The 12,143-nt window shown below is 67.4% G+C and carries 13 protein-coding genes; 9 read left to right on the top strand and 4 right to left on the bottom strand.

The window, feature by feature from the left end; genetic code table 11:
* The first annotated feature begins 25 nt into the window (after positions 1-25).
* The 3 genes from kdgD to ACPEES_RS15520 are packed head-to-tail and all read left to right on the top strand — an operon-like array spanning position 26 to position 2,949.
* On the top strand, positions 26-931 hold the full coding sequence (kdgD, locus tag ACPEES_RS15530) for a 5-dehydro-4-deoxyglucarate dehydratase (RefSeq protein WP_435104452.1): 906 nt from the start codon (positions 26-28) through the stop codon (positions 929-931).
* Complete coding sequence (locus ACPEES_RS15525) at positions 928-2,067, top strand: mandelate racemase/muconate lactonizing enzyme family protein (RefSeq protein WP_435104451.1); 1,140 nt, start codon at positions 928-930, stop codon at positions 2,065-2,067. Before kdgD ends, ACPEES_RS15525 begins: the two co-directional genes overlap by 4 nt.
* Positions 2,068-2,949 carry an amidohydrolase family protein gene (locus ACPEES_RS15520; protein ID WP_435104449.1) on the top strand — a complete coding sequence of 294 codons (882 nt, stop codon included), beginning with the start codon at positions 2,068-2,070 and terminating at the stop codon, positions 2,947-2,949.
* A gap of 9 nt (positions 2,950-2,958) precedes the next feature.
* On the opposite strand, the gene ACPEES_RS15515 is transcribed toward ACPEES_RS15520, so the two are convergent.
* From ACPEES_RS15515 to ACPEES_RS15505, 3 genes are all read right to left on the bottom strand, one after another.
* Entirely contained in the window at positions 2,959-3,594 is a 636-nt protein-coding gene (locus ACPEES_RS15515; RefSeq protein WP_435104447.1) for a DUF6064 family protein, read from the bottom strand.
* A gap of 6 nt (positions 3,595-3,600) precedes the next feature.
* Positions 3,601-4,527, bottom strand: a complete 927-nt coding sequence (locus ACPEES_RS15510; protein ID WP_435104446.1) for an aldo/keto reductase — start codon at positions 4,525-4,527, stop codon at positions 3,601-3,603.
* A 383-nt stretch (positions 4,528-4,910) separates the two neighbouring features.
* Entirely contained in the window at positions 4,911-5,531 is a 621-nt protein-coding gene (locus ACPEES_RS15505; protein ID WP_435104445.1) for a TetR/AcrR family transcriptional regulator, read from the bottom strand.
* Between the two features lie 80 nt (positions 5,532-5,611).
* On the opposite strand from ACPEES_RS15505, the gene ACPEES_RS15500 reads away from it, so the two are divergent.
* The 3 genes from ACPEES_RS15500 to ACPEES_RS15490 all read left to right on the top strand — a co-directional run bounded on the left by ACPEES_RS15500 (position 5,612) and on the right by ACPEES_RS15490 (position 7,551).
* Entirely contained in the window at positions 5,612-6,355 is a 744-nt protein-coding gene (locus ACPEES_RS15500; RefSeq protein WP_435104444.1) for an SDR family NAD(P)-dependent oxidoreductase, read from the top strand.
* Between the two features lie 136 nt (positions 6,356-6,491).
* Entirely contained in the window at positions 6,492-6,989 is a 498-nt protein-coding gene (locus ACPEES_RS15495; protein WP_435104443.1) for a class I SAM-dependent methyltransferase, read from the top strand.
* 97 nt (positions 6,990-7,086) lie between these two features.
* On the top strand, positions 7,087-7,551 hold the full coding sequence (locus ACPEES_RS15490) for a flavodoxin family protein (protein WP_435104442.1): 465 nt from the start codon (positions 7,087-7,089) through the stop codon (positions 7,549-7,551).
* Positions 7,552-7,570: 19 nt separating this feature from the next.
* On the opposite strand, the gene ACPEES_RS15485 is transcribed toward ACPEES_RS15490, so the two are convergent.
* Positions 7,571-9,295 (bottom strand): IPTL-CTERM sorting domain-containing protein, encoded by a 1,725-nt coding sequence (locus tag ACPEES_RS15485; protein ID WP_435104441.1) that lies wholly within the window; start codon positions 9,293-9,295, stop codon positions 7,571-7,573.
* 474 nt (positions 9,296-9,769) lie between these two features.
* Between ACPEES_RS15485 and ACPEES_RS15480 the strand changes: the two genes are divergently transcribed.
* From ACPEES_RS15480 to ACPEES_RS15470, 3 genes are all read left to right on the top strand, one after another.
* Positions 9,770-10,174, top strand: a complete 405-nt coding sequence (locus ACPEES_RS15480) for a GFA family protein (protein ID WP_435104440.1) — start codon at positions 9,770-9,772, stop codon at positions 10,172-10,174.
* A gap of 2 nt (positions 10,175-10,176) precedes the next feature.
* Positions 10,177-11,481 (top strand): RNA polymerase sigma factor, encoded by a 1,305-nt coding sequence (locus ACPEES_RS15475; RefSeq protein WP_435104468.1) that lies wholly within the window; start codon positions 10,177-10,179, stop codon positions 11,479-11,481.
* A gap of 112 nt (positions 11,482-11,593) precedes the next feature.
* Positions 11,594-12,133, top strand: a complete 540-nt coding sequence (locus tag ACPEES_RS15470) for a hemerythrin domain-containing protein (protein ID WP_435104439.1) — start codon at positions 11,594-11,596, stop codon at positions 12,131-12,133.
* Positions 12,134-12,143 lie beyond the last annotated feature (10 nt).

The following is a 12,143-nucleotide window of genomic DNA, read 5'->3' as shown; positions in this document are numbered from 1 at the left end:
TTCGGACAGAGGATGCGTGACGAGTATGGAGCCCAAAGCGTTGCAAGCCGCCCTCGCGGGTGGATTACTGTCGTTTCCCGTGACCCCGTTCGACGGCGACGGCGCGTTCAACGAGGTGGCCTATGGCGAGCACGTAGGCTGGCTGTCGCAGTTCGACGCGAGCGTGCTGTTCGCCGCCGGCGGCACCGGTGAGTTCTTCTCCCTGGCCCCCGACGAGGTGCCGGCGATCATCCGCGCCGCCAAGTCCGCGGCGGGCGACACGCCCATCGTCGCCGGCTGCGGCTACGGCACCCGCATCGCCACCGCCATGGCGACGGACGCGCAGCGCGCCGGCGCCGACGGCCTGCTGCTGCTGCCCCACTACCTGATCGGCGCCAGCCAGACCGGCCTCTACGAACACGTCCGGGCGGTCTGCGACGCCGTCGACATCGGCGTGGTCGTCTACAACCGCGACAACAGCATCCTCCAGCCCGAAACCCTGGCGCGACTCGCCGAATCCTGCCCCAACCTGGTGGGCTTCAAGGACGGCACCGGCGACGTCGCGCTGGCACGCCGGGTCACCGTGACCCTGGGCGATCGCCTTACCTACGTCGGTGGCCTGCCCACCGCCGAGCTCTTCGCCGAGGCCTATCTGGCTGCCGGTTTCACCACGTACTCATCAGCCGTGTTCAATTTCGTCCCGCAGCTCGCGCAGACGTTCTACCAGGCCCTGCGCGCCGGCGACCGGGCACGCACCGAAGCATTGCTGCAGAATTTCTTCTACCCGTTCATGAACATCAGGGACCGGGGCACCGGCTATGCGGTATCGGCCATCAAGGCCGGCGTGCGTATCCAGGGCTTCGATGCCGGGCCGGTACGCCCGCCGCTGACCGATCTCACGGAGAAGGAAACCGAAATGCTCGCCCGCCTGATCGAGCGCAACCGCTCATGAAAATCGCAGCCGTCCACACCCATGTCCTCGACCATCCGCTGGAACAGCCGTTCGAGAGCGCTTCCATGCGCTTCGAACGCCGCCAGCACTGCCTCGTCGAGATCGTCTGCGACGACGGCACCGTCGGATGGGGCGAGTGTCTCGGCCCGGCCCCGCCGAACGCGGCGGTCGTGCAGGCCTACGCCGGCTCGCTGGTGGGACGCGACCCGCTGGAAACGGAACCACTCTGGCTCGAGCTCTATAATCGGCTGCGCGACCAGGGCCAGCGCGGACTCACGGTCACGGCCCTGAGCGGTATCGATATCGCGCTCTGGGACATCAAGGGCAAGCATTTCGACGCGCCGGTTTCATTACTGCTGGGCGGACGCTTTCGCGAGCGAGTACGCGCGTACGCAACCGGTGGATTCCGCAAGGACGGCGTCGACGGCGCGGCGGACCTGGCGGCGGAAACCCGCGGCTACGTGGACGACGGCTTTCACGCCGTGAAGATCAAGATCGGCTTTGGCGTAGCCGACGATCTGCACTCGATCGCCGCGGTGCGCGAGGCGATCGGGCCGGAGCCCCGACTCATGATCGACGCCAATCATGGCTACGACGTGCTGGAGGCGGTCGAGCTCGGCCGCCGGGCGGCGGCGTTCGACGTGGACTGGTTCGAGGAGCCCGTTGTCCCCGAGCAGCTCGACGCCTATCGCGCGGTACGTGCCGACCAGCCGATTCCGGTAGCCGGCGGCGAGACCTGGCACGGACGGTACGCCATGCACGAGCCCCTGACCCGGCGGCTGGTGGACATCGTCCAACCGGACATCTGCGGTACCGGAGGCTTCAGCGAAATGCGCCGGGTCACCGATCTCGCCGCGCTTTACGGTGTGCGCTGCGTCCCCCACGTCTGGGGCACGGCAGTCGCCCTCGCCGCGAGCCTGCAATGCCTCGCCGCCCAGGCACCCAATCCGCCGCGGCGGGATCCGGTGGAGCCCATCCTGGAGCTGGACCGTACGCCTAACCCGCTGCGCCACGCGATCGTCACGACCCCGATCGAGCCGGTGCGCGGTGTCGTCACCGTCCCGGACGGCCCCGGTCTCGGTATCGAGGTGGACCGGACCCGGCTCGACGCGTTCACGCTCAAGGAGCCCCGATAGATGCCCTGCCCGCCCAACACGCGCCCACTCGCCGGTCCCGGGCCCACACTGGCCACACCGCCCGGGGCCACCGACTGCCACATCCATTTCTTCCTGGAGGGCTTCGAGTCGCAACCCGGCGGCCCCGGCATCCGCGAGCTCGCGACCCTCGAGGACTACGCCGTGGTCCAGCAGCGTCTCGGGCTGGAGCGCGTCGTGGTGACCCAGTCGAACGCCTACCAGCTCGACAACCGGGCCACCCTTGCAGCGCTGGCGCGCCTCGGCAGCCATCGGGCGCGGGCCGTGATCGCGGTCTCACCGGATATGTCCGTGCCGGAGCTGCGGCGGCTTGACGCCCAGGGGGTTCGTGGCGCCCGCATCATGAACCTGCCCGGCGGGGCCGTGCCCATCGCCGCCATGGCGCCCGTCGAGCGACTCGTGCGCGAGGTGGGCTGGAGCCTCATCGTGCAGTTCAACGGCCGGGAGATGGACGAGCACCTGGATGCCCTGCGCGCCATCGAGACCGACTATGTCATCGACCACATCGGTAAGTTCATGCCACCGGTGACGGCGGACGACCGGCGGGTCGACGAGCTCCTGCGCCTGCTCGACCGCGGCAACGCCTGGTTCAAGCTCTGCGGCTGCGACGAGACGAGCACCAGCGGGGCCCCGGGATTCGAGGACGTCGCCGCCATCGCCCGGCGGGTGATCCGACATGCCCCGGAACGCATCATCTGGGGCTCCAACTGGCCGCACGTGGGCGCGTCCCGGGAAGACTATCCGGACGACGCGACGCTGCTGGACGTACTCCTGGACTGGGCGGGCCCCGAAGAGCGTCAGAAGATCCTCGTCGACAACCCGGCGGCGCTCTATGGCTTCGATCCGGTGGTGGATCGAACGTGATGGTGGCGTTCACGCTGCGCGTCGCGCCCTCACGCCCAGCCAGAGGGCCGCGAGGCACGCCGGCAACAGCACGTAGTCCTGGGGCATGGGCAGCGCCCAGGCCGTGGCGCCGGCAATCAGCGCCCACAGTAGTGGAACCGCCAGGAGATACATCGGCAGTCGCGGGGTGGCCAGGGTCACGATTCCCACGGTGAAGAGCACGGTGGGTGCGGGCGCCAGGCCGGGCACCCGCACCCCGGGCCACTCGAACCCGGCAACCACGTCCATCGCGGGATAGCCCACCAACGCGACGATGGCGACAACGAGCCCCAGCCAGCCCGCGACATCGTGCCGGAACCGGAACGCAATTCGCCCCAGCCCGGCGGCCGTAACGAGTACCAGAACCGCCTGAATCACGAACAACAGCGCATAGAGGGGGGCCGCGAAGTTCAGGGTCGCGAAGAACCGGTAGTGAAAAACCACCCCGACCCACAGCCAGGCTGCGGCCAGCAACGCCCCGATAATGCGGTCGCCGCCGCGCACGGGCCGCAGGCACAGTGCCAGCATCGCCAGCGCCAGTACGTAGACCAGCAGATGCCAGGGCCACAGCGCCTCGTTGTAACGCGCGACGAACGAGAAATAGACGGTGGCCGTGTACGGCAGCATCGGCGACTACAAGCTCCCGACGTAGCGAACCATGCGCTCGCGCATGGCCGCATCCGGCAGGCGCCCGTAAAGCGCCCCCATATTCTCGTGCATGTGGTCGACCCGAGAGGTCGCCGGAATCGCACAGGTCACCGCCGGGTTGGAAACGATGTACTTCAACAGGAACTGCGGCCAGTTGGCACAGTCGATCTCGGCCGCCCAGGCCGGCAGCGGCCGCTGCTCGAACTCGCGAATGAGCTGCTTGCGCCGGAACGGACGGTTGACGATGACGCCCAGGCCGCGCTCTGCAGCCAGAGGCAGTAGGCGCTGCTCGGCCTCGCGGTCGCGGATGTTGTAGGTGAGCTGGACGAAATCGATGGGCTCGTTCGCCATGATGCGCTCGAGCTCGGCGTGGCGACGGCCATGGGAGGTGGTCACGCCGATGTAGCGGATCCGGCCGTTGTCCTTGTGCTCGAGCAGCGTTGGCAGATAGTCCTCCCAACCCACCAGGTTATGGACCTGCATGACATCGAATTGCTCCACGCCCCACAGACGCCGGGAAGCGCGCATCTGCTCAAGGCCCCGCGAATGCAGCCAGCTCCACACCTTGGTCGCCGCGACGAGCGACCGGGTGTTGTCGATGCGTTCGAGACAGTAACCGATGACTTCTTCCGAAGAGCCGTACATGGGTGAGGAGTCGATCATGCCGCCGCCACGGTCGAAGAACGCCTGCAACACGCGCACGCGATGATTGCGCAGTTCCCGGTCCCGGCCCACGTTGAACGTGATCCACGAGCCCATGCCGATCACCGGCATACGCTCGCCGGTGGACGTCACCGCGCGCAGGATCGGCGTCTCGGCCCCCTGCGCAGCAGCGCGCCCGGGCAGCCAGGCCGATACGGCGAGACCGCCCAGCAGGCTGAGGAATCCGCGTCGGTTCAGCCTTACGTCCATAGCGCTTCGAAAGCTGCTCCCTCGATTCCTGCCGACAACGCGGGGGCGTTCCCCGTTCCCGCGGGAGTCGATGTGCTTCGATCGGCGCGCATGCCGTGATTGGTCCATACTAATCTTCTCAGAAGTATTGTCATACGTCAGAGCACCACAGCGGCCCGGGGGCAAGACGCGTTCGCGCCGGCGTGGCTGGGTCACGTCAAGCGAGCGCAACGCCGCCACCGGGTCGCTGTGGCGCTCCCTTTGGGCCGGTCTGTGCGCCGATGGGATCTGCGTTGCTCACCGCTTATGGTGCCCGGCTACACGGCGCGCCTCGCGCCTTGCCCCATCGGCGCACAGACCGGCTGACGTATGACAATACTTCTGAGAAGATTAGTAACGCCGGCTCAGCCGGCCTCACGGCGCAATTCCGCCAGATAGCCGCGAATCGCCAGGCAAATGCGGCGCGCGAGCGCCGTCTCGTCTGCCGTCCCCTCGTGGAAAGCCTGCAGCATCATGCCGCGCGTCAAACCCACCACGTCCCGTGCCGCCTGCTGGGCATCAGGCACTGCATGCAACGCCAGAGCCCGGGCCACGGTCTCGATCACGCGGCGGTTGGTGTGCATCGTCTCGTCATGCAGCGGCAGCGCAGCACTCGCGTAGTCCAGCGCCTGCGCGAGCCGCGGTGCCCGTGCCTGGTTGCGCATCGCGGCCGCCACCAGGCGCGCGATCACGGTGTCCTCGTCCTCACGCTCCATGCCGGCAAGCGCCGCCGTCATGTCATCCAGAAGCTTGCGGCGCTTGCGCCGCAGCATTTCGGTCAGGATTGCCTCCTTGCCCGGGAAATACTGATACAGCGAGCCAACGCTGACGCCGGCACGCTCCGCCACCGCGTTCGTGTTCAGGCCCGCCAGACCGTCAGCGGTGAGAATGCGAGCCGCCGCTTCGACAATGGCATCCACCGTGACCGCCGAGCGCGCCTGACGTGGCCTTTTCCGCGGTTCGATGACCGTTCGCGGTGCGCTCATGAGATACGAGTTTCCAGATGCGAGTAATCACTCGGATAATGCGTTCCAGGCAAGCGACTGGCAAGCGCGAGAGGCACGGAATGGAACTGAAAGGCCGCAAGGTCCTGATCACCGGTGCCAGCCGCGGCATCGGCGCGGCGTTGGCCGAGCTGCTGGCCGCTGAAGGCGCTGAGCTCATCCTGGTCGGACGCGACGAGACGAGGCTGAAGAAACAGGCACAGCGGCTGGCGAGCCCCACCGTCTCCATGGCGGCAGAGCTTTCCCGGCCCGGCGAAACACACGGGCTGGTCGAGCGCACGATGCGGGAACACCCCGACCTCGCGGTGCTCGTCAACAACGCGGCCGTCCAGACGGAGATGGATTTCGCCAGTGGGTCCGATGATTCGCTGGCGGATGACAGCCGTGCGGAGATTGCGATCAACCTCGCCGCCCCTGTGACGATAACGGCCGGGTTGATCCCCCTTCTCAGGCAACAGCCGAGGGCGGTGGTCATGAACGTCACGACGGCGCTGGCACTCGCCCCGAAGCAGGCCGCACCCGTTTACTGTGCGACGAAATCCGGCCTGCGCAGTTTCACACGCGCCCTGCGCTACCAGTGCGAAGACGCCGCCCCGAACCTGCGCATCTGCGAGACCATCATGGCGCTGGTGGATACCGACATGACCCGTGGCCGCGGCCGGGGAAAAATCAGCCCGCACAAAGCCGCCGAAGCCATTGCCGCCGGCATCGTCACGGAACGCGCCGAGACTTGGGTGGGCAAGGCCCGCCTCCTGCCCCTGCTCAACCACCTGTCCCCCGCCCTAGTGCGGCGAATGCTCAGATAGGAGAAACCATGACGCACATGCCGCACGCCGCTGCCACCGGCGGCACAGCGAGCTCCTTCGCTTCCTCGCCGCCTGGCTTCGTACCCCCCTGCGCACCGGTGCCGTCGCGCCGAGCTCCGCGGCCCTCGCCCGAACAATGGCACTCGCGGCTGCGGTGCGCCCCGGCGCGCAGGTTGTCGAGCTCGGCCCGGGCACGGGCCCTGTCACGAAGGCGCTCATCGGGGCGGGCGTTCGCGAACGGGATCTGGTTCTCATCGAAACCAACCCCCGTTTCGTCGACCTGTTGCGTCAGCGCTTTCCGGCAGCCACGGTTCTCGAGGAGGATGCGTTCGCCGCCATCGCTCGGTTCGCCGAGGCCGGGATGACACTTACGGCGATCGTGTCCAGCCTGCCTCTCATGGTCTTTCCGAGGCGTCGACGTCGCCGGCTCGCGATGGATGCGCTACGCGCTCTCGGCCCCCATGGGCGGCTGGTGCAATTCACTTATGGCCCCGTCTCGCCGATACCGCTCGACCCCGCACTCATCGCGGAACCCTCACGCCACATCTGGAACAATCTCCCTCCCGCCGTTGCCTGGACCTATCAGCACGCATTCGGCTACAACGACCCTCAGGTGCGTGCCGAGCACCCGTGACGCGACTGCTCGTCGCAGAGCCGGGATCTTGCATGCGTCCCGGGGCCGACGAGGACGAGCTGATGGCAACTGCTGACGCGACCACCGCGATGACACGATGACCAAACGCCTGCTGATCGTGGCCCATGCGCCCTCACCCAACACACGCAAGCTGCGCGACGCCGCCGCACGTGGCGCCCGCCATGAAGACGCCGGTGCCGTGGATGTAACGGTCAAGGCGCCGCTGGACGCCGGGCCGGACGATGTGCGCGCCTGCGACGCCATTCTGCTCGGTACCACCGAGAATCTCGGCTACATGAGCGGCGCGCTGAAAGACTTCTTCGACCGCAGTTACTATCCGGTACTCGACCAGATGCAGGGCCTGCCGTGCGCCCTCTACATTCGCGCCGGACACGACGGCACCGGCACGCGCCGTGCGGTGGAGACCATCGTCACCGGATTGCGCTGGAAGTGGGTACAGGAACCGTTGATCCTGCGGGGCGAGTGGCAGGACACGTTCGCCGACGAGGTCGAGGAGCTCGGTCAATGCCTGGCCGCCGGGTTGGACGCGGGCATTCTCTGATGCCCGCGTCCAACGACCGCTAACGGTTCCGGCCGCCGACGCGCCAGCCGAACCATCCCATGAGGCTCGCCAGCAGTCCGAGCCCGAGTGGCCCGAGCGCCGGCACATGCCGGGCGCTGGAATCACCTGCCCCTGGCTGCGAGCCCGGTCCGCTGTCGCCATCGGACCCGACCCCCGCCAGGGTCACGTAATCCGGGCTCGTGGCGGCATTGGACGTCACGGCGAGCTGGGCGCTCGCCGTATCCGCGGCTGCGGGGGTGAACGTCACGTCGACGGTGCAGGTTTCCCCGGCCGCCACCGTCTGACCGGAGCAGCCGTCCCGAACCACCGCATACTGCGATGCTTGTGGCCCCACGACCGCAACGGGATCCAGGTCGGCCACCGCGGTGCCGGTATTGGCCACGGTTACCGTCGCGGGCGCACTGGTCCGGCCGACCGTCACGCTACCGAAGTCCAGCGGCGCCGGCGACAGGGCAAGCGTGGCGATGCCGTCTGCCTCGAACGCGCCGATATCGACGGCCGCACCGAGCAGCCGCGGGAACCCGGCACCGCGCTGATCGCCCACGAGGCCGCTGGGATTGGATCCGGCGTCAAGCGCCGGGCTGCTTCCCGGTACCGCGTGCGTTTCGACACACGACGCGGTCGCGGGGGCGCCCGCAGGCGCATCACAACCGTTGTCGGCGAGGGCACCGAGTGCCGGGGTGTCGCTGAACACGTTGGCAGTATCGATGCCAGTGATCTCACCGTCCGGATCGCCGAAGAGACTGTGATCGACGTCCAGCGTCGAGCTGCCGCCATCGGTGATCGCGACGTTGCCCCCGACCGCCGCATTGCCGGCGAGGATGCTACTGCGCGAGACCAGATTCGCGCCCGCGTACAGCGCGACCCCACCGCCACTGCCGCCGGCCTGGTTCGCCGTTATCGTGCTGTTCTCCAGGCTGAGATCGCCCCCGGATATCCAGATGCCGGCGCCGTCGCCATCCCCCGCCTGGGTGCTGTTGCCAGAGATGGTGGTGTTGAACACATTGGCGCCACCGCGCACCCAGACGCCACCGCCAACGCCACCGGGCCCCTGGGTCGCGTTGGCCGCCACCGTGCTGTTCATCAGCGACACATTGGCACTGTTCACGTGGAGTCCCGCGCCACCGGCATAGTTGCCTGCAATGACGTTCCCGGTGACGATGCTGTTGCTTAGCAGGGCACTACCAAAGCCCACGTACAAGCCGCCGCCATCGCCCCAGGTATTCTCCGTGCGGTTGCCGGTAATCGCACTGTCGTCAACGACGGCATCGCCGGCCACGAAGACGCCACCGCCCCGGGCATACACGCCGGTGGTACGGCTGTCGGTGACGGTCACGCGCTCCAGGCTGATATCACCGAGCGCACACACTGCCCCGCCCTCACCCGTTCCGGCCGCGCAGGTAGTGCTACCCCCGCTCGGCAGGACGCCGTCGGCGCTGGTCAATCCCGCGGTCAGCGTCAGGTTTCTCAGCAGAAGGGTCGCGCTGGCATCGGTCACCGCGAATACGCGCGAATTGTCGTTGCCGGTGACAGTCACCGCGCTTGCCGGCGAGGCCGCGATGGTGACCGTTTCGGTGATGTCGATTTGTCCCGAGGTCAGCGTAATCAGCCCGACCCCGGAGGCGAAGGCGATCTCGTCGTTACCGGCGGTCGCATTGGCGTCCGTCACCGCCTCACGCAGGCTGCCGGCGCCGCTGTCGGCACCGTTGGTAACCGTGAACACCGCCGCATGGGCACCTCCCGCGGCGAGTGCGCACACCAAGCCAGCAACGGGTAGAGCCTGCCGGCGCGAAGCGCCGCACGATGGGGCGTTTATTATTCTCACAGCAAGTTCCTTCTCGACGTCTGTTGTCGGTCAACCGTTGGCACAAGGATTCACTCCACGACCGCCCGACGGCATTTCGCCGCTCGGCCCGGCAACCGCCGCGCAACCGGTATCGGCAATCGCGGAATGCACCAGCCGACACGCAACCTCAAGGCACTTACTGCGGGCTTACACTTGCAAGGCGATGCGGGTTATACCCCCGAATTACGATGACCGTGTCGATCGGGACCGTCGCCGAGCGACTAATCGGTAGGCCCGGTAGGCGACCTGCCCGACGGCGCACCGCCCACAGGTATCCGGGCCGGTCTGATGCAGCCCGGTAACCGCATACGGAAACCGGGTGCGGCCATGCACATGCGACGGAGCGATGCGATGAAAAGGACCTACAAGGGCAGCTGCCACTGCGGAACGGTTCGTTACGAGGCGGACGTCGACCTCGCCGCGGGCACGCTGAAGTGCAATTGCTCGATTTGCGCGAAAGCCCGTAGCTGGCTCGCCATGGTGCCGGCGGACGCATTCCGGCTCCTTGCCGGCGACGAGGTGCTCATCACCTACCAGTTCGGCAGCCGACATATCCATCATCTATTCTGCCGGCGATGCGGCATCCGGCCGTTCGGCTGGGGAGAAGACACCGGCACGGGCACCCGCGCCTATGCGATCAATCTCGCCTGTCTGGACGATGTCGACGCTGCCGAGCTGGCGTCCGCCCCGGTCAGCTACGTCGACGGACGCCACGACAACTGGACATCGCCACCAGCGGAGACACGTCACCTGTGACGATGACACACCACGACCCCATGCACATGGAGCACGACGCGTTCGAACGCATCTACCGCCGGGAGTCGCGCCGTGTTCTCGCCACGCTGATCCGACTACTCGGTGATTTCGAGCGTGCCGAAGAAGCCCTGCACGATGCGATCGTCGCGGCGATGGAACAGTGGCCGCGGGACGGAATCCCCAACAACCCCCGCGCCTGGCTGGTATCCACCGGGCGCTTCAAGGCCATCGACGCGATGCGGCGGCGCGCGCGCTTCGAAGCCGGCGGCGAAGGGCTCGCCGAGCGGCTGGAGGCGGAAACGTCGGACCCTGCACTCTGGGACGAGAGCACCATCGAGGACGACCACCTGCGGCTGATCTTCACCTGCTGCCACCCCAGCCTCTCGGCAGACGCGCAGGTCGCGCTCACCCTGCGGGAAATCTGCGGCCTCACCACCGAGGAGATTGCGCACGCCTTTCTGATCAGGGCTTCCACGGTCGCCCAGCGCATCGTGCGCGCCAAGGCCAAGATCCGCGATGCCGGCATCCCCTACGAGGTACCGGCGCCGAGCGAGCGCCCGGCCCGTCTGGATGCCGTGCTCCGCGTCGTTTACCTGGTATTCAACGAGGGATACTCGGCCACCGCGGGCGATACGCTGACACGCGCGGATCTCTCGGGCGAGGCCATCCGTCTCGGCAGGCAGTTGCTTGCCCTGGAACGCGACCCGGAGACGATGGGCCTGCTGGCGCTCATGCTGCTGCATGAATCCCGCCGCCCCGCCCGCACGGACGCCAACGGTGACCTGATCCTGCTCGAGGAGCAGAACCGCGGGTTGTGGATACGGCAATACATCGACGAAGGCACGGCGCTGGTCGAGCAGGCGCTGCGAACGCGGCGTTTCGGCACCTACACGCTGCAGGCCGCGATCGCCGCGGTTCATGCGGAAGCACCCACGCCGGCGGAAACGGACTGGGTGCAGATCGTCAGCCTCTACGACGTTCTCGCCATGACCGCACCGTCGCCGGTGGTCGAGCTCAATCGCGCAGTCGCCATCGCCATGCGTGACGGCCCCGAGGCCGGCCTCGCCCGTCTCGATGTGTTGCTCGACGGCCCGGGCCTCGGGGATTATCACCTCGCTCACGCCGCCCGCGCCGACCTGTGCCGGCGGCTTGGCCGGCACACCGAAGCGGCCACTCACTACCGCCAGGCGCTCGCGCTGACCGAACAGGGCCCCGAACAACGATTCCTCGAGCGACGCCTGGCCGAGCTCGATACACCGCCGCAATCGGGTGCGGGCCCCCGTGTGCTGCCCACCGGCGGCCCATGACCCTACCGCCGACGGATTCCTGGATCGGCAACGGCCTTGTCATAGATCAATCCTTCGGCATCCCACGGGTGTACATTGGAAACAGGCAGGTGCCAGAAGCGGGAGGCCCGCCATGCACGAGGTGATTGCACAGCTTCGCGACGAGCACCAGGAAATGAGCCGGGTGCTCGGCATCATCGAGCGAGAGATCGACCGCGTGAGCGACAGCGGTCCGGCGGATTTCGAGCTCCTGACCACCGCCGTCTACTACATCACGGAATACCCGGACCTCTTCCATCACGCCAAGGAAGACCTGCTCTACCGGTACCTGCGCCGACGCCGACGCCGTGCCCAGGCGATGGTGCAGACGCTTACCGAAGACCACGAGCGCCTTCGTACCTTGGGGCTCGCCCTGCTCGAAGTGGTCGAGGATGCCGCCCAGGATCACATGGTCCGCCGCGACGTCCTGATCAGCCGCGGCAACGAGTACCTGCGTGCCGAGCGCGAGCACATGCGCTGGGAAGAGCGGGAGGTCTTTCCGCTCGTCGAGAAAAGCCTGCGGGAAGACGACTGGGCCGAGATCGAGCAGACCCTTTCCCCGGATGGTGTCACCGGTCTGCGTCCGATCACCCGGGAGCGGTTCCAGGCCCTGCGCGACTCCCTGGGCGAATAGCCATCTCCAG

The organism is Arhodomonas sp. AD133, from assembly GCF_051195215.1.
GTDB lineage: Bacteria > Pseudomonadota > Gammaproteobacteria > Nitrococcales > Nitrococcaceae > Arhodomonas.
This window is presented reverse-complemented; position numbering and strand designations above follow the sequence as displayed.